This window comes from Mesobacterium pallidum (genome assembly GCF_019966535.1).
GTDB lineage: Bacteria > Pseudomonadota > Alphaproteobacteria > Rhodobacterales > Rhodobacteraceae > Mesobacterium > Mesobacterium pallidum.
Genome location: NZ_JAIMID010000008.1, coordinates 221,220 through 247,292, shown reverse-complemented (window position 1 = coordinate 247,292; position 26,073 = coordinate 221,220). Strand labels below are relative to the sequence as shown.

The 26,073-nt window shown below is 67.6% G+C and carries 22 protein-coding genes and 1 pseudogene; 10 read left to right on the top strand and 13 right to left on the bottom strand.

Annotation, left to right across the window (positions count from 1 at the left end; translation table 11 throughout):
• The 6 genes from MF270_RS13900 to nadA all read right to left on the bottom strand — a co-directional run.
• Positions 1–920 (bottom strand): cadherin-like domain-containing protein (locus MF270_RS13900; RefSeq protein ID WP_238366500.1); only part of this gene is annotated, 920 nt, incomplete at its 3' end.
• 425 nt (positions 921–1,345) lie between these two features.
• Complete coding sequence (gene panC, locus MF270_RS13895) at positions 1,346–2,233, bottom strand: pantoate--beta-alanine ligase (RefSeq protein WP_238366499.1); 888 nt, start codon at positions 2,231–2,233, stop codon at positions 1,346–1,348.
• Entirely contained in the window at positions 2,234–3,058 is an 825-nt protein-coding gene (gene panB / locus MF270_RS13890; protein WP_238366498.1) for a 3-methyl-2-oxobutanoate hydroxymethyltransferase, read from the bottom strand.
• A 106-nt stretch (positions 3,059–3,164) separates the two neighbouring features.
• Complete coding sequence (gene nadC, locus MF270_RS13885) at positions 3,165–4,010, bottom strand: carboxylating nicotinate-nucleotide diphosphorylase (protein ID WP_238366497.1); 846 nt, start codon at positions 4,008–4,010, stop codon at positions 3,165–3,167.
• Entirely contained in the window at positions 4,007–5,569 is a 1,563-nt protein-coding gene (locus tag MF270_RS13880; RefSeq protein WP_238366496.1) for an L-aspartate oxidase, read from the bottom strand. Before MF270_RS13880 ends, nadC begins: the two co-directional genes overlap by 4 nt.
• A gap of 4 nt (positions 5,570–5,573) precedes the next feature.
• The gene (gene nadA / locus MF270_RS13875; protein ID WP_238366495.1) at positions 5,574–6,623 is read right to left on the bottom strand and encodes a quinolinate synthase NadA; all 1,050 of its coding nucleotides are present in this window, start codon (positions 6,621–6,623) and stop codon (positions 5,574–5,576) included.
• 470 nt (positions 6,624–7,093) lie between these two features.
• Here nadA and MF270_RS13870 point away from each other — a divergent pair.
• Positions 7,094–7,399, top strand: a pseudogene (locus MF270_RS13870) (IS6 family transposase); the annotation flags it as partial.
• On the opposite strand, the gene MF270_RS13865 reads toward MF270_RS13870, so the two are convergent.
• Together MF270_RS13865 and MF270_RS13860 are read right to left on the bottom strand one after the other, a co-directional pair.
• Positions 7,336–8,193: a DDE-type integrase/transposase/recombinase gene (locus MF270_RS13865; protein WP_272490753.1), complete on the bottom strand. Its 858-nt coding sequence runs from the start codon at positions 8,191–8,193 to the stop codon at positions 7,336–7,338. The pseudogene MF270_RS13870 and the gene MF270_RS13865 sit on opposite strands and share 64 nt — an antisense overlap.
• A complete protein-coding gene (locus tag MF270_RS13860; protein WP_238366493.1) occupies positions 8,153–9,085 on the bottom strand; it encodes a LysR family transcriptional regulator in 933 nt (310 codons plus the stop codon). The genes MF270_RS13865 and MF270_RS13860 overlap by 41 nt, the downstream gene beginning before the upstream one ends.
• 73 nt (positions 9,086–9,158) lie before the next feature.
• On the opposite strand from MF270_RS13860, the gene MF270_RS13855 reads away from it, so the two are divergent.
• Genes MF270_RS13855 through MF270_RS13835 form a run of 5 tightly spaced genes read left to right on the top strand, consistent with a single transcriptional unit; the run spans position 9,159 to position 14,376 of the window.
• Positions 9,159–10,205, top strand: a complete 1,047-nt coding sequence (locus MF270_RS13855; protein ID WP_238366492.1) for an amidohydrolase family protein — start codon at positions 9,159–9,161, stop codon at positions 10,203–10,205.
• Complete coding sequence (locus tag MF270_RS13850; protein WP_238366491.1) at positions 10,202–11,275, top strand: alcohol dehydrogenase; 1,074 nt, start codon at positions 10,202–10,204, stop codon at positions 11,273–11,275. Before MF270_RS13855 ends, MF270_RS13850 begins: the two co-directional genes overlap by 4 nt.
• A gap of 30 nt (positions 11,276–11,305) precedes the next feature.
• On the top strand, positions 11,306–12,286 hold the full coding sequence (locus MF270_RS13845; RefSeq protein WP_238366490.1) for a TAXI family TRAP transporter solute-binding subunit: 981 nt from the start codon (positions 11,306–11,308) through the stop codon (positions 12,284–12,286).
• A 57-nt stretch (positions 12,287–12,343) separates the two neighbouring features.
• Positions 12,344–14,224, top strand: a complete 1,881-nt coding sequence (locus tag MF270_RS13840; RefSeq protein WP_238366489.1) for a TRAP transporter permease — start codon at positions 12,344–12,346, stop codon at positions 14,222–14,224.
• A gap of 8 nt (positions 14,225–14,232) precedes the next feature.
• Positions 14,233–14,376, top strand: a complete 144-nt coding sequence (locus tag MF270_RS13835) for a hypothetical protein (RefSeq protein WP_238366488.1) — start codon at positions 14,233–14,235, stop codon at positions 14,374–14,376.
• Positions 14,377–14,387: 11 nt separating this feature from the next.
• Here MF270_RS13835 and MF270_RS13830 read toward each other — a convergent pair whose 3' ends face one another.
• The 4 genes from MF270_RS13830 to MF270_RS13815 all read right to left on the bottom strand — a co-directional run bounded on the left by MF270_RS13830 (position 14,388) and on the right by MF270_RS13815 (position 21,154).
• Entirely contained in the window at positions 14,388–17,504 is a 3,117-nt protein-coding gene (locus tag MF270_RS13830; RefSeq protein WP_238366487.1) for a Hint domain-containing protein, read from the bottom strand.
• Positions 17,505–18,096: 592 nt separating this feature from the next.
• Positions 18,097–18,516, bottom strand: coding sequence for an aconitase X swivel domain-containing protein (locus tag MF270_RS13825; RefSeq protein WP_238366486.1), 420 nt, complete (start codon positions 18,514–18,516; stop codon positions 18,097–18,099).
• Positions 18,516–19,787: an aconitase X gene (locus tag MF270_RS13820; RefSeq protein ID WP_238366485.1), complete on the bottom strand. Its 1,272-nt coding sequence runs from the start codon at positions 19,785–19,787 to the stop codon at positions 18,516–18,518. Before MF270_RS13820 ends, MF270_RS13825 begins: the two co-directional genes overlap by 1 nt.
• Before the next feature lie 20 nt (positions 19,788–19,807).
• A complete protein-coding gene (locus MF270_RS13815; protein ID WP_238366484.1) occupies positions 19,808–21,154 on the bottom strand; it encodes an FAD-dependent oxidoreductase in 1,347 nt (448 codons plus the stop codon).
• A 125-nt stretch (positions 21,155–21,279) separates the two neighbouring features.
• Here MF270_RS13815 and MF270_RS13810 point away from each other — a divergent pair, with 125 nt between their 5' ends.
• A complete protein-coding gene (locus MF270_RS13810; RefSeq protein WP_238366483.1) occupies positions 21,280–22,179 on the top strand; it encodes a LysR family transcriptional regulator in 900 nt (299 codons plus the stop codon).
• Positions 22,180–22,183: 4 nt separating this feature from the next.
• On the opposite strand, the gene ilvD is transcribed toward MF270_RS13810, so the two are convergent.
• Entirely contained in the window at positions 22,184–23,890 is a 1,707-nt protein-coding gene (gene ilvD / locus MF270_RS13805; protein ID WP_238366482.1) for a dihydroxy-acid dehydratase, read from the bottom strand.
• 88 nt (positions 23,891–23,978) lie between these two features.
• Here ilvD and MF270_RS13800 point away from each other — a divergent pair, with 88 nt between their 5' ends.
• From MF270_RS13800 to MF270_RS13790, 3 genes are read left to right on the top strand one after another with little or no spacing between them, the layout of a single operon-like run.
• Positions 23,979–24,812, top strand: a complete 834-nt coding sequence (locus MF270_RS13800; protein ID WP_238366481.1) for an SDR family NAD(P)-dependent oxidoreductase — start codon at positions 23,979–23,981, stop codon at positions 24,810–24,812.
• Between the two features lie 28 nt (positions 24,813–24,840).
• On the top strand, positions 24,841–25,548 hold the full coding sequence (locus tag MF270_RS13795; protein ID WP_238366480.1) for a dienelactone hydrolase family protein: 708 nt from the start codon (positions 24,841–24,843) through the stop codon (positions 25,546–25,548).
• Complete coding sequence (locus MF270_RS13790) at positions 25,545–26,039, top strand: MarR family winged helix-turn-helix transcriptional regulator (RefSeq protein ID WP_238366479.1); 495 nt, start codon at positions 25,545–25,547, stop codon at positions 26,037–26,039. The genes MF270_RS13795 and MF270_RS13790 overlap by 4 nt, the downstream gene beginning before the upstream one ends.
• The last annotated feature ends 34 nt before the right edge of the window (positions 26,040–26,073 follow it).

Genomic DNA, 26,073 nt, shown 5'->3' with positions numbered 1-26,073 from the left:
AAGCTGTCCTCGACCCGGTCGCCCTGCGACAGCGCGTCCAGCGTGGCCGAGCCGGTGGGGTCGTAGGTGATCGTGCCGTCGAGGTTCAGCGTCAGCGCCGCGCCCAGCGTGCTGGTCGCCGCCACGCCCGACACCGCCAGCGTGGCGCCGTCCGGGTCGCTGTCATTGGCCAGCAGGTCCGCCACGTCGATCAGGGCGGGGGTGTCTTCGTTGGTGAGCGGCGCCTCTGCGGCGCTGATCGCGCTGTCCAGGACCTGCAGCCATCCGCCGTCCTGGGTCCCGACCGGCCGGGCGCTGTACCAGTCGTAGGCTAGCGTCACGACCTGACCCGATCCGACACCCATGGCCGCCACGGCCGTGTTGTTCGTGTTCGTGTACAGGATCAGGGCGTCCTCGGGCAGCGAGGCCCTCTGGATCATGTAGGTCCCGTTGTTGAGGTTCAGCGTGCCGGGATCGTCGGCAAAGGTCGTCCCGACGCGGTCTGTGGTTGCCGACGTCGTGCCGATCGTGAACTCGTAGCCATTGACCAGCGACCAGCCAAAGATCGCGTTCAGGAAGGCTTCGTCGCCGGAATCCCGGTCGCCGTGGATGACCAGCGAGCCACCGTTCGACACGAAGGCGCGGATCACGTCACGGACCTCTTCGGACGGCAGGAAATTGCGCCGTTCCAGTTCGGGCACCAGGAACACGTCAGCTGTGACAAGCGCGGTCGCGAAGGCCTCTGCAGTTGTGCCGGTGAAGGTCGTCACGCTGTGGCCAAGCGACCGAAGTGACGCCTGGACGTTGTCTGACTCGCTTGCCGTGCCTCCCGCGGAATCCACGTAAACCGGGTCGTCAAAGACCACGACGTTCGCATTGCTCAGCTTCACGGAGGCGGGTCCGTTCGCCTGGATCACGTCATCCACCGCAATCGGTGCCATATGCTCTGCCATCGCCTGAAAACTCCGTTCTGAAACCATCCGAAACCGGAAGCGGCCCGGGGTCCCGGCCACCGCCGCCCTGGGTCAGCGCGCCGCCGGGGGTCGAGGACCCATCCACGAAATGCCCGTCCAGACTACGTCGTACCTGCGGGAACAAAAGCAAAAAGCGAGTCCCTCGGGCGGTTTTCCCGCGTGCGGGAGCGCCCCTGCGCAAGATGCCGCCCCCTTGGAGAGTGCGAGGCGCAGGGGCGCGAGAGCGGATCGCCAGGAGCCGAGGCGCCGTGCAGGCGGGCAATCCGATGGCCACCGTCAGCTACACCACGCCCATGGACGTCACCGTCCGAGCAGCGGTCGACCATGTACCAACGTTCTTGGCGGACCACTCGATGGGAACAGACCAACCGGGGCGAGCGACGTGCCTTCGCTCAGGCAGATTCGAGCGGCTGATCCTCCGAAGTCTCGACCTTTCGAGGTGCCGAAACCGGGAGATTGTCGATCAGGCGGACGCCGTCGAGCCAGGCGGCCAGGAACAGGCGTGCGGGGCGGTCGGCCTTTGTCATGAGCTGAAGGTCGGGGTCGCTGCGCAGTTCGAGGTAGTCGATGCTGTCGAACCCGGCGGCGAGCAGGGCCTCACTGGCGGTGTCGAGGGCCTTCAGGACGTTGCCACCGCGAGCGATGATGTCGGCGGCGCCTGTTAGCACCCGCGCAATCACCGGCGCGGTCTCGCGCGGCCCGATCCCCAGCCGCAGGTTACGCGAGGACATTGCGAGACCGTCGCCTTCGCGGACGGTCGGGCAACCGACGATCTCGGTTTTCAGGTCGAGGTCGGTCGCCAGTCGCTTGACCACCTGAAGTTGCTGGTAGTCCTTTTCGCCAAAGAACGCCCGGTCGGCATCAGTCTGGAGCAGGAGTTTGGTGACCACCGTGGCGACCCCGTCGAAATGGCCGGGCCGCGTGGCACCGCAGAGGCCGTCGCTGACGCCGGACACCGAGACGTTGGTGGCGAAACCGCCGGGATAGATCTCTTCCGGCTCGGGAATGTAAAGCACGTCGACGCCGAACGGGGCGAGTTTCTCGGCGTCGCTTTCCTCGGTGCGGGGGTACTTCGCGAGGTCCTCGGGGTTGTTGAACTGCCGGGGGTTCACGAAGAGCGTCACGATAACGTGGTCGGTCCCGGCCCGGGCAGCCTCGACAAGGCTCAGGTGTCCGGCGTGAAGCGCGCCCATGGTGGGGACGACGCCGATGGTCCCGCCGGCGCGGCGCCAGGCCTGGGTGAAGGCGCGAAGGGCGGCCTTGCGGCGGATGATCTGCATTCAGTCTGCTCCTTCATCGGCGAAGACATGCGCCGGGGCGGGAAAGTCGCGGGCGCGGACCTCGACGGCATAAGCGCGAACGGCGTCGCGGGCGTCGCGGGCAAGCTGGGCGTACCGCTTCACGAACTTCGGTCTGAAATCGTCGAACAGGCCAAGCATGTCGTCGATCACCAGGATCTGCCCGTCGCATCCGGCCGAGGCGCCGATGCCGATGGTGGGAATCGAAAGGTCGGCGGTGATCCGGTCGGCCAGGGCGGCGGGGACCTTCTCAAGCACCACCGAAAAGGCGCCGGCTTCGGCCACCGCGCGGGCGTCCTCCAGGATACGTGACGCATCTTCGCCCTTGCCCTGCACCCGGTAGCCGCCAATCGCGTTCACCGCCTGCGGGGTCAGCCCGATATGGGCCATGACCGGGATGCCCCGGTCAGAGAGGAAACGGATCGTCCCGGCCATGTGGGTGCCGCCCTCGAGCTTGACCGCCCCGGCGCCGGTCTCGGCCATGATCCGGACCGCGTTTCGCATCGCCTGGGCCGGGCTTTCCTCGTAGCTGCCGAAGGGCATGTCCACGACCATGAGCGCGCGGTCGAGGCCGCGCGCCACCGCCTGGCCATGCAGGATCATCATGTCGAGCGTGACCGGCAGGGTGGACGGCAGGCCATGCAGCACCATGCCCACGCTGTCGCCCACGAGGACGACGTCGCATTCGGCATCCGCGATCCGGGCAACGGGGGTGGTATAGGCGGTCAGGCAGACCAGCGGGTCCCCGCCCTTGCGGGCACGGATGTCACTGGCCGTCAGGGCCTTGTGGGGGGCGGATTGGCTCATCTCCGGTCCTTCGTCTTGACGTTGGGGAAGGGCGATACGGGGTCCCGGCGCCTTTTGCAAGCGCGGCGTAATATTGTTGCGCGGAAATGGGCGGCCGCTTGCCGGTTCAGAAATCGAGCCCGAGGTCGAGCGTGCGGGCGGAATGGGTCAGCGCCCCGGCCGAGATGTAATCCACCCCGGTCGCCGCGACCTCGGCGATGCGCCCGAGGCGCATGGTGCCCGAGGCTTCAAGCACCAGCCGCCCGGCGGTCATCCGCACCGCCTCGCGCAGGGTAGGGGTGTCCATGTTGTCCAGCAGGACGACATCCGCACCGCCTTCGTCAAGCACCTCGGCGAGCTGGTCGAGACGGTCGACCTCGATCTCGGTCCGGACCATGTGCGAGGCCCGCGCCTTGACTGCGCGCAGCACCGGGCGGATGCCCCCGGCGGCGGCGATGTGGTTGTCCTTGATCAGGATGGCGTCCGAAAGGGACAGGCGGTGGTTGAACCCGCCGCCGTGCAGCACCGCCATCTTCTCGACGATGCGCAGGCCGGGCGTGGTCTTGCGCGTGCAGGTGATGCGCGCCTTGGTGCCCGCGGTCTCGGCGACGAAGGCGTGGGTCTGGGTCGCGATGCCGCTGAGGCGGCCGGCGAAATTCAGGGCCACCCGTTCGGCCGAGAGGATCGCGGCGGCAGGGCCCTCGATCTCCATCAGCAGGTCGCCGGGGGCCATGGCCTCGCCATCCGCCCTGTGCGGGGTCACGGTGAGCCCGGGATCGACAAGTCGGAAGGCAAGCGCGGCGACCTGGAGCCCCGAGGCGATCCCGGCCTCGCGGGCGTGGAGGCGGGCAGTGTACCGGGTGCCGGAGGGGATCACCGTCCGGGTGGTGATGTCGCCATAGGCGCCGAGGTCTTCCATCAGGGCGGCACGGACCAGCGGTTCGAGGATCAGGTCGGGCAGGGGCGCGGTCATGTGGTCTCCAATGCGATTGGACGGAGGGCCTCGGCGAGGGTGAGGAAAGAGCGGTCGCCCGTGGGGCCGGACGATGCCGGGAAGTCCGCGCGAAAATGCGCGCCCCGGCTCTCCTCTCGGCGGAGGGCGGCCGTGGCGATGAGCATCGCGGTGGCGGTCATGTTGAGAATCGGGGCCGAGCCCTGGGCCGCCGCTTCTATCGCGGCGATCTCGGCCAGGGCCGTGGTCAGGCCTGCAGCGTCCCGGACGACGCCGACGCCGTCGGTCATCGCATGACGCAGGCGGGTGACCAGCGCGGGGTTGGGCAGAGGGGCCGGCGGGAGGTCCGGAACCGTGACCTGCGGCGCGGCGCCGGACGGTGAGCCGAGCGCGGCGCCGATGTGGCGGGCCGCGCGGCTGGCATAGACCAGCGCCTCGAGCAGACCGTTGGAGGCCAGCCGGTTGGCGCCGTGCAAGCCGCTCGAGGCGGCCTCGCCGCAGGCCCAGAGGCCGGGCAGCGAGGTGGCGCCGTCGGCGTCGGTGGCGATCCCGCCCATGTGGTAATGCGCGGCGGCGGCGACCGGGATCGGATCGCGCAGCGGGTCCAGCCCGGCGGTGCGGCAGGCGGCGGCCACGGTGGGGAAATCCGCCAGCAGCCGGGGCCCGAGGGCCGCGCGGGTATCGAGGGCCGGGGCGTTCCCGGCCTGGCTCTGGGCGTAGATCGCCCGGGCCACGATGTCGCGCGGGGCAAGTTCGGCATCGGGGTGGACGGCCGACAAGAATCGTTCGCCATGGCGGTTGACGAGGATCGCGCCCTCTCCGCGCAGCGCCTCGGTGGCGAGCGGGGCGGGATCGCGGCCGCAGGCGATGGCGGTCGGGTGGAACTGGACGAACTCGGCATCCGCGATGACCGCGCCGGCACGGGCGGCCATGCCGATGACCTCTCCGCGGATACGTGGCGGGTTGGTGGTCATCGCGTAGAGCCCGCCAGAGCCGCCGCCGGCCAGCAGCACGGCCGGCGCGCGGAGCAAGCAGGATGCTGTGAGGCCGCCGTCGCAACGCGCAATCTCGACGCCGCAGACCTGTCCCGCCTCGACCCGCAGCCCGGTGGCCATGACGCCTTCGAGCACCTGGATAGAGGGCGTCTCGCGAAGCTGCGCGATCAGTGCCCGCATGATCCCGGCCCCGGCCTGGTCGCCCCGGATGCGCACCACCCGGGCACAAGAATGCGCAGCCTCGCGCGACATGACGTAGCTGCCGGTATCACTGCGATCGAAGGGTGTGCCAAGGACGGTAAGGTCGAGGATATGGGCGCGCGCCTCCTCGGTGACGCGGCGGGCCACCTCCGCGTCGACAATGCCGGCTCCGGCCAGCAGGGTATCCCGCGCATGGGCCGCCGCGCTGTCTGCCGGGTCCATCGCGGCGGCGACCCCGCCCTGCGCCCAGCCCGAGCTTGCGCCCTGACCTAGCCGCTCCGGCGAGATCACCAGCACTGGCCTTGGCGCCAGCTTCAGTGCGGCGTAGAGCGCCCCGAGGCCCGCGCCGACGATGACGACGCGGGAGGTGTCGATCCGCTGCATCGGCTCAGGCGGACCGTTGCGACAGGGCGATCATCCGCTCCACCGCGACCCGGGCCGGGGCGGCGATGGCGGGATCCACCTCGACCGCGCCCTGCATCGAATGCAGCGACCACAGCACCTTTTCGAGCGTGATCTTCTTCATGAAGGGGCACATGTTGCAGGGGCCGACGAACTCCACCTCCGGCAGCGCATCCGAGATGTTGGAGGCCATCGAGCACTCGGTGACCAGCATCGCCTTCTCAGGCCGCTCACGGTCCACGTAGGCGATGATGCCGCTGGTGGAGCCGGTATAATCGGCCTCGGCCACCACCTCGGGCGGGCATTCGGGATGCACGATGATCCGCGTGCCGGGGTTCCAGTCCCGGAACTCGCGCAGGTCCTGCGCCGTGAAACGCTCGTGCACGATGCAGGCGCCGTCCCACCAGACGATCCGCTTGTGCGGGACCTGCCGGGCGACGTTCTGGGCAAGGTACTTGTCCGGGGTCATGATGACCGTGTCGCTCTCCTGCGCCGCGACGATCTGCGCCGCGTTCGAAGAGGTGCAGCAGATATCCGATGCGGCCTTCACTTCGGCCGACGTGTTCACGTAGGTCACCACCGGTGCGCCCGGGTAGCGGGCCCGCATCTGGGCGATACCCTCGGGCGTGATACTCTCGGCCAGCGAGCAGCCGGCCTCCATGTCCGGGATCAGCACGGTCTTCGCGGGGTTCAGGATCTTGGCGGTCTCGGCCATGAAATGGACGCCGCATTGCACGATGACCTCGGCCTCCACCTTTGTCGCCTCGATGGCGAGTTGGAGGCTGTCGCCCACGACGTCCGCGATGCCGTGGTAGATCTCGGGCGTCATGTAGTTGTGCGCAAGGATGACCGCGTTGCGCTCTTTCTTCAGCCGGTTGATCGCGGCGACATAGGGCGCATGGATCGTCCAGTCGGGCGGCGAGACAACGCGTTCCATCCTGGCATAGAGCCCGGCATTGGCTTCGGCGATATCGATGGAGGGCGAGAGATCGTAGTGATCGGCGAGTTCGGCGCGCAGCGCGATCTGGTCGAGCAAGGGCGTGTCATCCTCAGGTCGTTTCGGGCCGCCGGAGAAGGCGCGACCGTGCGCGGAGGGCGACGGCTGACGGTCGTCTACGGCACGCGTGACGCTAGGGCAAGTTGACGTGCGGGTCATATGTCGATGACAGGCGCTAACACTGGGTGAGGGGCGGCGGATCATCGGTCCCCGGCGGATGACCCGGCGGTTGGGCGCACTGTTCCAAGGGGCATTGTCATGGTGTTGAAGCCGACTCGCCGTTGCAGCGTGCTGCCATGTCGACTCTGTCTGATCTGTCTCACCTTCAAGGATTTCGTTTCCCGCTTTGCGTCATTGGCTGGGCAGTCCGGACGTATCCATGCCCTCGGTTTGCGTGACCTTGACGATCTCCCGGCCTCTCGCGGGATCGCGGTTTCCGACGAACCTGTCCGGAACCGGGTGGCGCGCATTTCAGGACATTGGGCAAGGTTTGAGGCCGACCATGAACAATCGTGACCGACAAGCTGCGTTTCCCCGGTGTGGCAAAGGCAGCACTGGCCCCGGGGATTGAGCATCGCCACCATAAAGGGTTGACCAATCGCGCCGAGGCTTCGCACAGACATACACGACGGCGAGAAAAGACAATGGGGCGCTTAAAGTTGCCGGGCCAAGCGCAAAGGGTCTTGTCGGTTCCCGATCGAACCGCTCCCCTGTTCCGCCCCGAACGCCACCGTCTTTCAGCCCATTCCGATCACCACGCACAAGCCGATGCCTTTGAGCTTTCGACCGAGTCTGCCCCCAGGATGGCCGCTTGAGGTTGACGATCAGTCCCACTCTGGTCGGCCGGCAAGAAGAACCCAACAAGGCCGCTCGGCGATGTGCGGTCGCCCATGCCACCGGGCGGTCCGTCGATCCGAAAACTCGAAAAGGCGCCTCTTACGGGCAAGATCCTTTGCCACGCGCAGGGATTCGACATGTTGACCACAGCGGCGCGCGAGCACGACCGGGGGTACCGTAAGCTTGAAACGTCGGGCCCGGAAATCGCGAGATATCCTGGCTTTGGGCAGCTGTCAACGCAGCGATTTCGCGCCAGATCTCGTTGGCGACCGAAGGCATCTGGCGAAATTCGGATGATGGCCTTTCGCGGCGCCCGAGATGAGGCAGGTTGTTGATTCGGGTCGTGCACCCAGACAAGGCAATGCACCTGCCCCGGCGATTTGAACCGCTTCATCCTGCGCTCTCGCCGCCGTGTAGCGAGGCGAGAGGTTTCGGCACGGTTGTTCAGACCTTTGTGCGTTCGGTGCTCGACGCCGGGCATTATCCTGCCTTTCGCGGCGCCATATGATCTCAACCTGTCGGTGACGATGACGCGTGGCACGCCATTCTGCCGCAGCAGTTTCCGCATCGAACGCATCGCTGCCTTGGTGTTTCGGTGGCTATGTACGCGACCTTCCGGGACGAGCCCTTCTTGATCCACTGCGCGCCAAAGCCGGTGCAGAATCTGGAGCAGGCCCCACGAGAGACGGCCGAACCGGACGACCAGGCGGGGCAGGACGGCTGAGCGGGCCTCAGCCTGGTGCGTCGAACACGCCCTGCAGCACCTCGACAAAGCGCTGGGAGGCCGGGGTCAGGGACCGGCCCGCCTTGGTCACCAGCGACATCGGCCGCATGACGCGCGGCGCGGTCAGGGGCACGACCGACAGGGTGGCATCGAAATAAAGCCGGGCCAGCCGTTCGGGCAATATGCACACCCCGATCCCGCTGGTCGCCATCCAGGTGGCCGAACTGAGAAATCCCACTTCGGCCGCCACGCTCGCGGCCTGCCCGGTTTCCTGTTGCAGCACCCGGTCGACAAGGTCGCGCACGCCGTAATCGCGGCGCGACAGGATCAGCGGCTCGCCCGCGATGTCGGACCAACGCAGGCTGTCGCGCCCGGCCAGGGCGTGATCCTTGGGCAGGACGCAGCACAGCTGGTCGCTGGTGATCGACACGGAGTCGAACTGGCCGGGATCCTCGGGCGCGACGCCCAGGCCGAATTCGACCTTTTCCTCGGCGATGTTGGTCAGGAACTGGTTCGGCGCGCAATCGTCGATCACCAGCCGGATCGCGGGAAAGGCGGCGCGGAACCGGCGCACCACCTCGGGCAGGAACGCCATGCCGGTCGCAGGGGTCGCCGTCAGCCGGACCGTGCCGCGCTTGAGGTCGCGCATGTCGCGCACCGAATGGTCCAGCAGGCGGACGTCGTCGAGGATCCGTTCGACCGTGCCGATGGCGTTCTCGCAGGCCACGGTGGGTTCCAGCCGCCGCGTGGTGCGGTCGAAGAGGCGCACGTCGAGCGCCGATTCCACCTGCTTGATCAACACGCTGACCGCCGATTGCGTGACATGCAGCTCACCCGCCGCATCGGTCAGCTTGCCGGTGCGGTAGACCGCCGAGAGGGCGCGCAATTGCTTGAGGGTGAGGTGCTGGATCGACATGGGGCTTTCATAAAGCAACTTCATGAAACCAGCAAAAACTTTCGTTTTTGCAATCTGAATCTCTCCTCTACCCTGCCCGCAAGTGGAGGAGAATTCAGTGACCGATCACACCCCGACGCGCGGCTATCGCCGGATCGCGACCGAAGAGGCTTGGTGCCCGCCCGAGCTGTTCCGCCTGTTCCGCAAGGAGCTGGAGGAAAAGACCATCGACGAGCCCGGCTTTCACAGCCTCTACGGCTTTTTCGCCAGCGAGGCGCCGCGCGCCAAGGCGCTGGCCAGCCGCATCCAGTCGCTGGGCGAGGAACGCATCGCCGACATGGACCGGTCGGGCATCGACATGCAGATCCTCGCGCTGACCGCGCCGGGCGTGCAGCTGTTCGATCCCATCGAGGGCTCGGCGCTGGCCGTCCGCTTCAACGACGAGCTGGCCGAAGGCGTGGCCCGCCACCCGGACCGCTTTGCCGGGCTCGCCGCCTTCTCGCCGCTCGACCCCGGCCCCGCCGCGCGCGAGCTTGAGCGGGGCGTGACCAAGCTGGGGCTCAAGGGCGGCATCCTCAACGGTCATGTCAACGGCACCTACCTGGACGATCCGCAATACTGGGAGGTGTTCGAGGCGGCCGAGGCGCTGGACGTGCCGATCTACCTGCACCCGAACTGCCTGCCCAAGGACATGGTGCAGCCCTTCCTCAAGCGCGGGCTCGATGCGGCGGTCTACGGCTTTGCCTGCGACACCGGCCTGCATGCGCTGCGTCTGGTGGTGGCGGGCCTCTTTGACCACTTTCCCAAGCTGCAGATCATCCTTGGCCATTGCGGCGAGGCGCTGCCCTACTGGCTCTACCGCATCAGCTACATGCACGGGCATATCTCGAAGACCGGGCGCTACCCGGATGTCGCGCCGCTGAAGCGCGAGGCCAAGGATTACCTGCGCGAGAACTTCCTCTACACCAACAGCGGTGTCGCCGACCCGGACCCCATCAACTACATCCGTAAGGTCATCGGGCCCGAGCGGATGATGTACGCTATGGACTACCCTTGGCAGTTCGAACCGCAGGAAATCGCGCTGCTCGAGGACGGGCTGGGGCTGGATGCGGCCGGGATGGCCGCGTTCTTCGAAGGGAATGCCGCCCGGGTCTTCAAGCTATGAGCGCGGCGCCGGAATATCGCTGGGCCGTGACGGCCCCGGGCGCCCCGCTCGAGCGGATCGCAGTCACGCGGGAGGCACCGCAGGGGCGCGAGGTGCTGCTCGAGGTGACCCATTGCGGCGTCTGCCATTCGGACGTGCACTTCTGGGAAGGCTTCATCGACATGGGCGCGCGCAAGGTGCCCGTCGCGGCGCTGGGACTCGAGACGCCCTATACGCTGGGGCACGAGATCGTCGGCCGGGTGGTCGCGACGGGCCCCGACGCAACGGGATGCGCGCCGGGCGACCTGCGGCTGGTCTATCCGTGGATTGGCTGTGGCGATTGCGCCGATTGCGCGGCCGGGCAGGACAATGCCTGCGCCAACCCGCGCACCATCGGGGTGCGGCGCAGCGGCGGCTTTGCCGACCAGGTGCTGGTGCCGGACGCGCGCTACCTCTTCGACATCGACGGGATCGACCCGGCGCTGGCGGCAACATACGCCTGCGCAGGGCTGACGGTCTATTCGGCCATCTCAAAGCTCTTGCCGATGGACCCCGAGGCGCCGCTGGTGATGATCGGGGCGGGTGGGCTGGGCCTGTCGGCGCTGGCGATCCTGGCGGCGCGGGGCCATCGCAACATCGTGGTGGTCGAGCCGCAGGAGCAGGCGCGCGCAGGCGCGTTGGCCGCAGGGGCCCGCGCCGTGGTCGATCCCGGCCCCGAGGGCGCGGCCGAGCGGCTGGCGCAGGCGGCGGGCGGCCCGATCAAGGCGGTGCTCGACCTCGTGAACGCGCCCGCCACGGCCGAGCTGGCATTGGCCGTGCTTGCGCGCGGCGGCACGCTGGTGATGGTCGGCCTTTACGGCGGGGCGATCAGCCTGCCGCTGGGCGCGCTGCCGGTGCGGGGCCTGACGATCATCGGCAATTACGTCGGCAGCCCGGCCGAGCTGGGCGCGGTGCTGGACCTCGCCCGTGCGGGGGCGCTGCCGCCGATCCCGGTGACCTGCCGTGCCAGCCACGAGGTGACCGGCGCGCTGACGGATCTGCGCGAAGGACGGGTGCGCGGACGCATCGTCCTGACCGACACGGCCCGCTAGGGGCCACGCAATTTTCAGGGAGGAAAGACAATGAAACGCATGTTCGCACTGGCCGCTTCGGCCATGATCGCCCTTGCCAGCCCCGCGCTGGCGCTGGACCGCATGACGGTGGGCACGGGGCCGGCCGGCTCGCTTTACAACCAGGTCGGCACGACGATCTCGACCCTCGTGCAGGACAAGCTGGGCATCCCCGGCGCCGCGCGGCCCTTTACCGGCACGACCAGCTATCTTGCCATGGTGCAAAGCGGCGATATCGAGGCCGGCATCCTGGGCGGGCTGGAAAGCCGCGACGCCTATGCCGGCAACGCCCCCTATCCGCAGGCCATGGGCAACCTGCGCGCCCTGCTGGTGGTGACGCGGCCGTCGTTCCAGTTCTTCACCCGGGCCGAGGACGGCATGACCTCGGTCGCCGATCTTGCGGGCAAGAAGGTGGTGACCAAGTTCCGCGCCATCCAGGCCTTCGACGAGGTGATCGCGGCAACGCTCGCCTCGGGCGGGCTGAGCTTTGACGATGTCGAGGGCGTGACCACGGCGGGCATCGCCGATGCCATTACCGGGGTGCAGGAGGGACGCATCGACGCTTCGATGGTGGCGCTTGGCATCCCGCCGCTGCGCCAGGCCGACGCGGCGCTGCCCGGCGGCATCCGCGTGCTGACCATCGGCGACAAGCCCGAGGCGATCACCGCCGTGCTCGGCCTCTCGCCGGTCGAGATCGCGCCCTCGCCCGCGCAGGTCGGCATCGACGCACCGATCACGGCGGTGTCGTTCAATACCTTCTTCAACGTCGGCGCCGGCATGTCGGACGACGACGCCTATACCCTGACCAAGACCATCCACGAGAACTGGGCCGAGGCGCAGGAGGCCCTGCCCCCGCTGCGCGGCATGAACCCCGACTGGATGGTGCCCGAGACGCTGTCGCTGCCCTTCCACCCCGGCGCAATCCGCTACTTCACCGAGGCGGGCATGTGGACCGAGGCGCACCAGGCGCAGCAGGATGCCTTCGTGAACTGAAGCTGACCCTGGCGCCCCGGCCCGAACCGGGGCGCCGCCCGCATTAAGGAGCAGCGGATGGCCCGCATCGTGACCGCATTCTACCTGGCCTATGTCGGCTGGCTGTTCCTGGGCGGGCTGGCCTGGATCTTTGATGTGCCCGGCCGCATCGGGTTGCCGCTGATCGCCTATGAATGGCTGGCGCCCTACCTTGGCGTCGCCGCCGCGGCGGTGCACCTGCGCCACCCCTACGGCGCGAAGGCCGGGTTGGTCGAGATCGCCATCGGCCTGATCGGCATCGCGGCCTGGGTCTGGGCCGCGCTGCATACCGAGGCCTGGATGTTCTCGCTGACCGGCAATTCGCCGGACAAGATCCTGCCCGGCGCGATTGCCCTGCTGGTCATGCTGGAGGGCCTGCGCAAATCCTGCGGGCTGTCGATCACGCTGCTGGTCTACACCATGGTCGCCTATGGCCTTCTGGGCCACCACCTGCCGCAGCCGATGCAGGCGAATTACTCGGACGTCAAATCGCTGGTCTACTACCTTTACACCGACACCAACGCGGTCGTCGGGATGATCCTGTCCATCGTCGCGACGCTGGTGCTGGCCTTCCTGGTCTTCGGCCGGATGCTCGAGGTGTCGGGGGCCACGACCTTCTTCACCGATATCTGCATGGCCGCGATGGGCCACCGCCGGGGCGGGCCGGCCAAGGTGGCGGTGATCGCCTCGGGCCTCTTCGGGTCGGTCTCGTCCTCTCCGGTCGGCAACATCATGTCGACCGGCGTGGTCACGATCCCGCTGATGCAGCGCACCGGGCTGCGCGCCCACCAGGCGGCGGCGATCGAGGCCGTCGCCTCGACCGGCGGCCAACTGGCGCCGCCGGTGATGGGCGCCACCGCCTTCCTCATGGCCGAGTTCCTGCAGGTCGATTATGCCGACGTGGTGCTGGCCGCGCTGCTGCCCGCCGCGCTTTACTACGCCTGCCTTTATTTCCACGTCGACGCGCTGGCGCTGCGGCGCGGGGCCGAGGGGCTGCCCCGGTCCGAGCTGCCCCGCTTTGGCGCCGTGCTGCGGCGCGGCTGGATCTTTGTCCTGCCGCTGGCCTGGCTGATCTACCTGCTGTTCTGGCGCGGCTCGCAACCGGCGATGGCGGCGCTCGGCTCGGCCGGGCTGCTGTTGGGGCTGGCGCTGCTGAAACGCCGGTTCTGGACACTGGAGGACTGGAAGCGTTTGGTCATCGACGGCGGCGAAGGCATGCTGCCGATCCTGATGATCGCCGGCGGCGCGGGCGTGGTCGTGGGGGTCATGAACCTGAGCGGGCTGGCGCAGTCGCTGTCGTTCGTCCTGACCCAGGCGGGCGAGGCGTTGGGCCTGCTGCCGGTGCTGATGCTGACCGCGGTGCTGTGCATCATCCTTGGCATGGGCATGCCCTCGACCGCGATCTACATCGTGCTGGCGACCGTCATCGGCCCGTCGATCATCGCCATGGGCGTGACGCCGATGGCGGCCCACCTGTTCATCTTCTACTTCGGCGTGATGTCTTTCCTGACCCCGCCGGTGGCCGTGTCATCTTATGTCGCGGCCGGCCTCGCCAAGGCGAACATGTGGGCGACCAGCGTGCTGGCGCTGCGCGCGGCGGCGGCGGCCTTTGTGCTGCCCTTCGTCTGGTGCTTTCGCGAAGAGCTGCTGCTGCAGGGCAACCCGCTGTCCATCGCCGCGCTGACGCTGTCGCTGCTGCTGGCGGTGATGGTCTTTGCGCTGGCCGCACAGCGGCTGTCCATGGTTCTGCGGCTGGGGGCGTTGGCACTGGCGGCCGGCCTGGTCGTCGCGCCTTCGGCGCTGCCGCCGGTGTCGGCGCTGCCGCTGCTGCTAAGCGCGCTGGCCATCGCCGCCCTGCTGGCCGCGCGGGTGACGCGGGCCGGGGCGCTGCCGCTTGAGGCGGCGAAAGGACGGGGATGACCGACCAGATGAGCCGCAGGTTCGACAGCGCCAAGACGATGCAGGCAGCGCGGATGAACGAGGCAGGCGCCGAGAACGTGCCGCTTTATTCGCCCGAGGGCGCCGCCATGTCCCCTGTCGTCGTCGTGGCGCCGGAGCCGGAGCGCGCCTGAGGGCGGCGCGGTCAGACCGTCGCAGGGCGCAGACCCCGAAGCGTTTCGGGCAGGTCCCTGCGCGCGGCGATGATCCGGGCGGGGGGGCCGTAGGCGATCAGCGCGGGCCGGTGCGGCAACGCGGGAAACAGCCCCGCCAGCGCGTGCCGCTGGACGGGTCGAAGGGCGGCGATGGACTGCGGCCCGGGATAAAAGCTTTCAGCCGGCGCGCCGTTGGCAAGGATCACCTGGTGCGCTGCGAACATCAGGTGAAAATAGGTCACGGCGCGACAGCCCAGCATCACCCGCGCCGCGCCGTCCCGCATCCGGGCCAGGTGGGTGGCGCGGACCAGCCTGTCCTCTCCGTCCTGGCGGACCAGCAGCCCGTGCTGGGGCGAGACGATCAGCGGCGCATCACCGCCGATCGCCTCGGGCTTGATGAAGATGGGTTTCTGCTGCGGCTCGGCCGCTAGCCGGTGCTTGCCCAGGTGGCGCCATCCGACCCAGAGCAGCTCTTGCAACCCGTTGTCCACTGTCTGCACCAGGTCGCCCGGGCGCAGGTCCTCGACCCGTGCCTCACCGGCCCCGGTGCGGATGCGGGTGCCCTTGGCGAAACAGACCACGCCCGTGTTCTCGGCAGTGAAGAAGCTGGGGTTGGCCGAGGCGCCCGAGAAGGTCAGCGAGCCCGCGCCGAACTGGGTGTTGTCGGAATAATCGACCCCGGCCACGCCCTGGTTCGACTGGTTCAGCACCCCGTCGTCGGCCTGGTCCGCGTAAAGCTCCCATATGCCGTCGTAATAGGTCGACAGGTCGATGAAATCATTGTTGCCGGATATGCCGTCGAGCAAGGTGCCGCTGTTGCCGGCGTTGAAATCGGAGATCGTGTCGTGGCCGTCGCCGGGGGCATAGGCAAAGGTGTCGTCGCCGCCGCCGCCGGTCAGCAGGTCGTCGCCTGCCCCGCCGGAGAGGGAATCGTCCCCCGCGCCGCCGCTCAGCGTGTCCTGACCTGCGCCGCCGGTGATCGTGTCGGCCCCACCGCCCGCGTCGATGGCGAGGCCCGCCGCATCCGCGCTGCCGTCGACAAGATCTGCGCTGTCGGTCAGCACCAGCGTCTCGATGTTCGAGAAGGTGATCGTATGGGTGCCGTCGCTGATCGTCCCGGCCCCGTCGGCGGTGTAGGTCACCGTGACCGGCACCGTGACGGCAGAGAGGTCGATGGTGTCGACCTCGGTCCCGCCGTCGATCGTGTCGTCGCCGAAGCCGTCATTCAGCACGATCACGTCCGCGCCCGCGCCGGTCGAGATCACGTCCGCGCCGCCGCCGCTGATCACCGTATCGGCCCCGGCGCCGGTGTCCAGCGCCACGGTCGCGGTGCTGGCGCTCAGATCGACCCGATCGGCGCCGAGGCCGAGCCACAGCGTCTCAATCTCGGCAAAGGTGGCGGTGTCGAAGCCGTCGGTGAGCGTGCCGCCGTGGTTGGCGGTATAGGTGACGGTGACATTGCCGGTCAGGGCCGAGGCGTCCAGCGTGTCCTCGTCCACCCCTCCGCTGCCGCCGTGGATCGAGTCGGTGCCGAACCCGTCGGAGAGCTGGATCAGGTCCTCGTCCTGGTTGCCGCGGATGGTGTCGTTGCCTGCGCCGCCGGCCAGCGTGTCGCGCCCGGTGTCGCCGATCAGGATGTCATCGCCGGAACTGCCGAGGATGCTGTCGTCGCCCGCCCCGGCCTCGAACTTGATCCCTGCCGAATCCGCGCTGGCATCGACCGTGTCGTCCTGCGCGGTGAGGATGATCGTCTCGACCTGGTAGAAGGACACGGTCGAGGCGCCGTCGGTGAAGCTGCCCTGCTCGTAGCCCGAGAAGGTGACGTTCAGCCCGGTGGTGTAGCCCGAGGCGTCGATGCTGTCGGCATCGGTGCCAGTGGTCAGCGTCTCGCCGCCCCAGATCGTGTCGTTGCCGTCGCCGGTGCCGAGGACAAAGTAATCCTCGTCCGCGCCGCCGAAGAGCTGGTCGTTGCCGGCCCCGCCCTGCAGCGTGTCCATCCCGCCGTCGCCGTAAAGCGAATCCGCCCCGTCGCCGCCGGTGATCGTGTCGCGCCCGCCGCCGCCGCGGATCGTGTCGTTGCCGGTCCCGCCGGCGACCGTGTCGTCGCCCGAACCGGCGATGAGGGAATCCGCCCCGCCGCCGCCCGACAGGGCCAGCCCCGAGCCATCGGCCGCCGCGTTGATCGTGTCAGCCCCGGCGCCGCCGGTGATCGCCTCGATGCTGTCGAAGGTCAGGCTGTCGGCGCCTGCGCTGGCCGTGCCGTCCTCCCACCCGGTGAAGGTGACGGTGACATTGGCGGACATGGCCGAGAAATCCAGCATGTCGCTGTTGCCGCCGGGGGTGCCGTCGGTGTTGTCGCCATAGACCGTGTCATGGCCGAAGCCGGCGGCAAAGGCGAAGGTGTCGTCGCCGTCGCCGCCGATCAGCAGGTCGTTGCCGGTGCCGCCGATCAGCCGGTCATCACCGTCTCGGCCCGCGATGGTGTCGTTGCCGCCGCCGCCGTCGATGGTGTCATTGCCCGCGCCCGCGTCGATCAGGTCACCGCCGCTGGTGATCGTGTCGCCATCGGCATCCACGTAGCCGGGGCCCATGCTGTCGGCCCCGGCGGTGCCGTCGACCGAGGCCATGAAATGCATGGCAAAGCGTTCGGCCGACATGTTCGCCGTGTCGGTGTTCACGCTGTTGAGCGTGAGCGACCGGATCGGCCCGGCCTGCAACACAGCCACGTCGGCGTTGTTGGTCATCTCGGGCATCAGGTACAGCCGCCCGGCGGTGTCCTGCATCACCAGCGCGCTGATGCTGCCGGTCGTGCCGTCGACATAGGTGACAGTGGCCTCGTAGAGGACGAGCGCGTCGTAGGTCTGCGTCGCGCCGCCGTCGATCCGGAAGGTGTCGTTGGTCAGGTTGTTGTCGGTGTCGTAGGCCGCCGCGTCTCCGCCGCCGTAATTGCCCGGCGTGAAGTCGTGCACCTGGGTATAGAGCGGCCCCGCGGGGGTGCCGAAGGTCTGGCCGACCAGGCTCGCCGCGTTCTCGGACGTGGCGTTGCCCTCGGTCGGGTCGATGGCGCCGACGGTGCCGAGATAGATGACCTCGAAGGATGTGGCCATGTCAGGCTCCGCCCGTTTGCCGCTTGACCCTGGTCCATGCGGCAACAGCTCCGGAACGCCTGTACGTGGCGCGGAGTCGTTTCGTCATTTTCGCGGCAGTCATTCCGTTCATGCCAACCTGCACCGCGCCCGGGCCCTCGGTCTGACGGGGGCTCGCACGCGCACCATCTTGCGGCGTGGATCCTAAGAATTCGCCCCGGGGTCGCGAGCTGTCTCGGAATGATGACTAAAATTGGTTCGATCCGTCGCGCCCCCGAGCCGAGACTGGGCCAGGGCTGGGCCCGTGCGAGAAGCGATGGCTGTCCACCACCGTCAGGTCCATGAGGACCTGCCGCGCATCTCTTTGGCGCCAGATCGGTAGTGTCGAGAGGGTGCGACGTTCATGAATGAGTGAGTAAAGACAAATTGGTGCAGATCTTCCCTGATCGGCACGGACGAACTGCCGACGCAAGATTCAGCACGCCGAAATGCGGTGCCCGATCCTTGTCGGGCGTGCACGGCCGGGCACAGCCCAGGGCTCGTAGCGGCCTTGTGGGCGTCAAGGTGCAACTGCACATTGCGCGATACCGCTGTCTTTTGGATGGTTCCCGGATCACCGGGACAGGATCGTCACCGTACCCGCATCCGCATCCACCCGCAGCCGATCGCCGGTGCGGATCTCGGCAAAGATATCGGTGTCGAAATCGGTCATGGCAGGGGCCCGGGTGACCACCGCGCCCAGCGCGATCTTGGTCGTCATCCGCGTGAACAGCATGGCCGCCGGGGCGACACCGTTGATCCGGGTCATATGGAAGAACGCCGACCAGCCCGAGGACCCCTTTGCACCGGGAAAGACCAGGATCTTTCCGGCAAAGCTTTGTCCGACCAGATCGTGACGGCGCTCGATAATGGACCCGTCGGCCTCGTTGATGCCGCCCCACCCTGAAATCGTCTGGGTGGTGACCAGGGCTTCGCCCTCTGCGATGCCGCCGACGACCTTGCGCCCACGGATGACCAGACCGGACCCATCCATCAGAAATCTCCTGTCCACTGGCCCGTCAGGCCGGCCGATATGCATGCCTCCAGCGACCCGAACCAGCCTTGCACCTTGGCAATCGCGGGCAGGTAGTGCGCCTGTTTGGCGGAATCCGTCGCGATCACCCGCGTTCCCGCCGGGATCCGGCGGGAAATGGCGGGGCATGTGTCCGACATGACCGTGCCGCCGGCTGCCTCGATCAGCCCGACATAGCCGGACCGCACGGCGACTTCGCGGATGGCGCGGGGCGTATGTACCCAAAGCACCACATCCGGGTGGAGCCGTTTTCCGTCCAGCATATGCGCGATGCGTCCGACCTGTTCGATCGAATTGTGCGGGCAGCCCAGCATGATGAAGTCGACCTTGCGGTCGGTGGCGGACTGCAACATCTCGTACATCCGCTTGCGGGCGGTGGCGTCGTAGGTGAAATCCTCCTCTGCCCGGTTCGGACCGAAGGCTTCTTCGGCACTGCGGGCCTCGGGCGTGTGGCCGGGAACGTGATACATCTCGACCCCCCCGGACGAGGCGGCGGAGGCCCCGAAATGCTTGAGCCGGATGAGGTCCACGCCGGAGACCTGGCCTTCGATCACCGGGACCGCCTCCTCCACCATCTCGCCGGTGAAATAGCCAAGCAGGCCCCAGTCCATCATCGTCTCGACCGGCACATCCACCCGGATCCGGCGGGTACCATACCGGTTCTCGGTCAGGTGATACCCCCAGTAGGGGATCCGTCCGGTCAGCGCGGCGGCCCCGGCACTTTCCTTGCCTTCCACGTTGGTCCGCCCGCCAAGCGCGCCGTTGCAATAGATCACGGCCGAACTTTCCATCCAGGCGCAGTGCTCGCCGAAGGTCGGGACGTTGCCCACCTGGTAGGGCGTGCAGGTGGCAAAAAGATTGATGCCTCGCCGGCCGATGAAGGCCTCGTTCTTCCGCTGCATCTCGACCAGCTGCGGATCGGCGCCCTGAAGCGCCCAGTTCTGGTCGTCGAGCCCGGTGATCAGCTGGCATGTCCGCGCGGCCATGTGTGGGATCTCGACCGTCTTGTCGCTGTCGAGGTTCAGCTTCGAAAAGACCTCCTCCATCCCGCGCTCCGCGATCGGGCGGATCGAGGGCGTCGAGGCGTTGAAGGCCCCGGCGACATTGTCGGTCTTGACCAGCCGGTCGGCGCCAAGGGCCTCTCCGTACCGGATCAGCAGGTCCATCGCCGCCGCGACCGCCTCTCCGCCGTCGCCGTCGCGCATCGCGCGTTCCGCATCGGTAAGCTGCATCGGTCTGCTCCCTTCCCCGCTCAGGACGCGGTGACGACCGAGGCCAGCTCTGCCTCGTCCCACCTGTAGTGTTCCCGCTCGACGTTGTCTGCCACGCGCCTGCGCATTTCGGACATGTCGATCTGGTGGACGCTGCCCGTCCCGGCGAGGTCGAGCGCGTGGGCCGCCGCCATCCCCATGGCCATGCACGGCCCCATGACCCGCACCGAAGACAGCGCCGCACTGTCCGCATCGATGCAGCGGCCCGCCGCGACAAGGTTGTCGCACCCTTCGGGCGTCAGCGACCCGAGCGGGATGTAATGCACGTGATCCTTGTCGAAGAGGATCCAATGATGGCCGTCGCCGTGGTCGTGAAGCTCGATCGGCCAGGCCGTCCGGCCGATGGAGTCCTCGAACCGGGTGCCGGCGCGGATTTCCTCGACCGTGAGGTGATGCGTTCCCTTGATCCAGCGTGTCTGGCGGATCCCCGGAAGCCCGAAGGAACGGACGCGGGACTGCCCGAAACAATCGGCGAATTCTTTTCGCAGGAAGTCGACGACGCGCATCGCCTGGTCCTTGCCGTCGAGGGCGGCCGCCGATGCGGCGACCGGTTCCAGCGGGGTCTCGACATGGGTCATGTTCATCGCCGCGATGCCGCGACCGGGAATGGTGAAGCCCAGCCCTTCACGGCGGCGCAGTCCGTATGTGTCACCGACCTCCTTCATCCGCGCGGCAAGCTGGTCGCGCGTCGGCTGGGCCGCTTCGTTGATGTTCTCAAGCACCACCATCTGGGTTCCGAAGACACCGTTGCGGTCCGGTTCGCGGCATTCCAGCCCGGCCTCCCAGGCCAGGGCCGCATCCCCGGAACTGTCCACCCACCCCGTCGCTTCGACCTCGATCCGGCCGTAACGCGTCATGAAGGCCGCGCTGCGGATCCGGCGGCCCTCCATCTCGACAGTGTCGAGGATCGCCCCGAGGACCACGGTGATCCCGGCGGCCAGGATGCTTTCCTCGACCCATCTGCCCAGCGCCACCTCGTCGTAGTAGACGACCGTCGTGTTCGGGCCGTGCCGATAGTAGACGGCCTGGTCCTGGCGCTGCAGCCAGTCCAGCATGTCATCCGCGATCCCGTGGGTGAATTGATACCCGTGGGTGCCGTTGGAAAACAGGCCGCAGAAGGTTGCGATGATCGAATTGACCGCCTGCCCGCCGAGCGCGGGCTGGCTGTCCACGAGAATGACCTTGCGCCCCAGCTTGGCCGCCTCGAGCGCCGCGGTCACGCCTGAGATCCCGGCCCCCACGATGCAGATGTCCGCGCTCAGGCGGTCGGCTGCGGCCGCCGCGTCCTTGCGCACAATGCGCGTGCCTGTGCTGAAAGCGTCGCTCATGCCGGTATCTCCTCGCTGCCGGGGTCTCGTGCGACTGTTTCATCCCGGATGTGCCAGAGAAAGACCAAATGTGCGCCTTTACCTTTCGCAATTCGGGAAAGATAGTCAGGTAAGGAGGCCCCGACATGGACACGATCGACAACATGCGCACCTTTCTTGCCGTGGTCAGGGCGGGAAGTTTCTCGGCCGCGGCGCGCAACCTCGGCACGGTGCCTTCCGTCGTGTCAAAAAAGATCTCCCGGCTTGAGGATCAGGTCGGCGGACCGCTGTTCCGGCGCTCCACCCGCAAGCTCGAGCTGACCAAGACCGGAGAACGCGTCCACCCGAGGTTCGTCGCGATCGTGGCTGATGTGAGCGACACGTTCTCCGAGCTCCGGGACTCGGCCTCGCCGATGGACGGGACGCTGACGATCAAGTGCCCGACGACGCTTGGCACGACCCATTTCGGGCAGATCATCACCGATTTCCAGCTTGCCCATCCAAGGGCCCGCGTCGATCTTGTCCTGATGGATCGGTCGGTGAACCCGGCGGAGGAAGGCTTTGACATCACGATCGGGGCAATCGCGACATCCTATCCCGATGTGGACATGCTGCCGCTGTGTCCCTACCCGCGCCGGCTGGTCGCGGCGCCGAAGTATCTTGAGCGGTCCGGCCACCCCGACCACCCGGGAGAGCTTTTGAAACATGAATGCCTGACCTTCCGGCCGACGGGATCGGTCTGGAGCTTCGACGGCATTCACGGGCCGGTGACCGTCGACGCCCATGCCCGGCTTTCGGTCAACGACAGCGGCATCCTGCTGGATGCGGCTGTCTCCGGGCTGGGCATCGCCCTGGTGTCCGAATACCTTGCCCGGCCCCACCTGGAACGGGGCACGCTGGTCGAAGTCCTGCCGGATTTTCCCGTGCCGGACCTCTGGATCAGCGCCTGGGTCCCGCAGGCGCGGAGCCAGGACCGGCTTGTCATGGGCATGTGCGCGTGGCTGCAGCGCGCGGTTCAACCGGTGCCGCCCTGGGACAAGGGATAAGCCGTTAGCCGTCCTTCCTGGGCCGGACCAGGATCGCGCCGCGCGACAGGGGCTGGACGACCTCTTCGTAGGACGCGAGGTAGCCCCGCTGGTCGGACAGCTCGGCCGGGGCGCATGCGGCCCGCCGCTCGGCCCACTGGGACTCGGTCAGGTGGGCATCCACCCGGCGCGCCATCACGTCGATCGTGATCAGATCACCGTCCTCGATCAGCCCGAGAGGGCCGCCGCCATACGCCTCGGGCGTGACCTCGCCCACGACCAGCCCCTTGTTGACGAGCCCCGAAAGCTGACCGTCGGTGATCACCGACACATCTTCGCTCAGGCCGGCCCCCTCGATCGCAAAGACGACGCGGGACGCCATGCCCATGCCGGGACCGCCCTTGACGCCCAGACCGCGCAGGACCAGCATGTCCCCCGCCTTGACCTTGCCCTGTTGCAGACCCTCGATGGCGGCGATCGGCGTATCGAAACAGATCGCCGGGCCTGTCATCACCAGCTTGCGGTCATAGCGCAGGCCCAGCTTGATGATGGCGGTGTCGGGCGCGAGGTTGCCGCGCACGATGACGATGGCCGGCTTGTCGGACAGCGGGGCGTCGGCGGTCTTCACCGTATCGTCCGGCGGCGTGTAGTCCGAGAGGATGTCGCCAAGCGTGCCGCCGGTGACCGACCGCGCATCATGGCGCGCCAGGCTGCCGAGGTTCTTGAGGATCGCGCGCGCGCCGCCGCCGTCCTCGAACGCCTCGATGCTCGTATCGCCGTTCGGTCGCACCGCGACAAGGACGGGCGCGTTTTCCATGAAGGTTTCGTACATCTTGTAGACGTCGATGTCCGTCCCGGCCTCGGCGGCCACCGCCTGCAGGTGCTTGACCGTGTTGATCGACCCGCTGATCGCAAAGATCGAGCGCACCGCGTTCTCGAACGCGGCCTCGGTCAGGATGTCGCGGGGGCGTATGTCTTCCCACACCATGTCGACGATCCTCCGGCCGGCATCCGCCGCATGGACGAGCATCTTGGGGCCATAGGCGCGCACCGGTGCGTGGCCGGGCAAGGTCATCCCAAGCGCTTCGCAGACCGTATGCATCGAATTGGCGGTTCCCATGCCCGAACAGACGCCTGACGAGCCGATGGCCTGTTCGCTCATCTCGCGCAGCCGCTCGAGCGTGATCGCGCCCATGGCATGGTGACCGGCGCCAAGGAACACCTCTTCGATATCGACATGTTCGTCACCGATATGGCCGCTGCTCTGATATCCGCAGATGACGAATATGGTCGGGATGTTCAGCCGTGCTGCCGCCATCAGCTGGCCCGGCGCGGTCTTGTCGCAGGACGCCAGGCAGACCATGGCGTCCAGCTGTGCGCCTTCCACCTGCACCTCGATGTCATTCGTGATCAGGTCGCGGGCCGGAAGGATATACTTGCCGGCATTGCCGGCGCTGTGGATAAAGTCGCTCGGCGCGGCGGTGCGCACCTCGAAGGGCAGTCCGCCCGCCTCGCGCACCGCGTCCTTCACCACCGCCGCCACCGCGTCAAGGTGGTTGAAGCAGATCGCCAGTTCGGACGAGGTGTTCACCACCGCGATCTTCGGCTTTTCCATGTCCTCGTCCGTGAGGCCGAGCGCGCGCCACTGTGCCCGCCGCACGGCCCAGAAGGACGACCCGACCGGGAAGTTGCTGCGCAACGTGACGCTGTTGGTCTTGCGGGTGTCTGTCATGAACGGTTTCCTTCATCCTTGCCGGGCCACGAGGCTTCCTGTAAACATGATTAAACAATTTTTGACATATCAACAAGATGGTGAAATCATGAACGGGACAGGTTCTTCAGCGCGGATCGAGACACTGTTCGACGTCTCGGGCCTTTCGGTCGTCGTGACCGGAGGCGCCAGCGGGATCGGACTGGGCTTTGCCCGCGCGATGGCCGAGAACGGCGCGCAGGTGACGCTGTTCGACATCGACCGCGACGCGCTTGACGCGGCCTGCACGGCCCTCGGACCGGATGCCGTCGGGGTCGAGGTCGACGCGACCGATGCCGCGGCCCTGGACCGCGGATTTGCCCAGGTGGCCGAAGCGCGGGGCGTGGATGTCGTCTTTGCCAATGCCGGTATCAGCGGCGGCCCCGGTTTCGTCACGCCCGACGGGGAACGGCTTGGGTCGCGCGCCTTCGAAGCACTGGATCCGGCGCTTCTCGACCGGGTCTTGTCCGTCAATATCGGCGCAACCTTCCGGACGATGCAGGCCGCGATTCCGCATCTCAAGGCGCGCGGCGGCGGGCGGATCATCGTCACAAGCTCCATCTCGGCCACGCATACCGAACTGCTGGTCGGCGCACCCTATGTCGCCTCGAAGGGCGGTGTCGGCATGTTGGTCAAGCAGGCCGCGCGCGAGCTGGCGCGCTACGGGATCCTCGTGAACGCGATCTCGCCGGGGCCGGTGATCACGAACATCGGCGGCGGGCGCCTGCAGGACGACGCATCCCGCGCGCCGTTCGAACGCGCCGCCCCGCTGGGCCGGATCGCCCGGCCGCAGGATCTTTACGGGGCCGCCCTGTTCCTGGCCTCTCCCGCCTCGTCGCACGTGACCGGGGCCGAGATCATCATCGACGGCGGCGCCTGCCTGGGGCCGGATCGACCCGTTTGACACCCCTGGAGACCCTGGAAGGAACGCCATGACCCAGATTGATGTGACGGCCGCGGACGGCCATGTCTTTTCCATGTACCGCGCCGACCCGGACGGCCCGAGGCGGGGCGCGGTGGTCGTCCTGCAGGAGATCTTCGGCGTCAACGGCCATATCCGGTCGGTCTGCGACCGACTGGCGGCCCTGGGCTACGTCGCCGCGGCACCTGCTCTGTTTGACCGCGTGTCGCGGGGCTACGAGACCGGGTATGCGCCCGAGGATGTCCAGAGCGGGCTGGCGCTGATGAAGGACTTCGACCTCGATGCCGCGCTGCGGGACGTGGCCGCGGCCGTGAACGCGCTTCAGGATGAAGGCCCGGTCTCGGTGATGGGCTTCTGTCTCGGCGGCTCTCTGGCCTACCGCATCGCGACGCAGGACGCGCGCGTGGCCTCGGCCGCGTGTTACTATGGCGGTCTGATCGAAAGATTTTCCGACGCGGCCCCGCTTTGTCCGGTCCGGCTGTTCTACGGGGCCGAAGACCCCACGATCAGCGCCGAAAACGTCGCCACGGTCCGCCGCAAGCAGCCCGACCTGCCCGTCCATGTCTTTCCGGCGGGCCATGGGTTCAGCTGCGACAGCCGGCCCGCGTTCGACCCCGACGCCGCAATCATTGCGTGGACCATCAGTATGCGCATGATAGACGAGGTATCGATACAATCCGCGACGGACGTCGCTGCAGCCACGGAGACCGACACGTGACGAGAAAGTCCAGCGCAGCGACGGAAGAAGACGCCCTGGTCCTGCTTATCGACCAGGGCGTCACCTTCCGGATGATCGGCGTCGCCAACAGGCTGAACCGGTCGGCATCAGCGTTCTACCGGACCCGGTTCGGCCTTGGCGTCCAGGAATGGCGGATGATCCTGGCGCTCGCAAGGAACGGCGACCTGACCGTGGGCGACGCGGCGCTGTCTGCGGATCTCGACACGGCCTCCGCCAGCCGGGCGCTCAAGCTGCTCAAGGCAGAGGGTTACGCCACGCTCGAGGTGACGACAAGCCGGGGGCGCGCCACCATCGCGCGGCTGACCGAAAAGGGCTGGGCCATGCACGCACGCCTGGCCGAGGCCGGCGCGATGCGCGCGGCGCGTATCACCGCGGGCCTCTCGCCAAAGGAACTTGTCCAGCTCAACGCCATGCTGGGACGCATTCGTGGCAATGTCGACGCGCTCATCCAGGATCTGACGCAGGAGTGATCCACACCGGGGTCCGTCACCGCCCCCGGGCCCC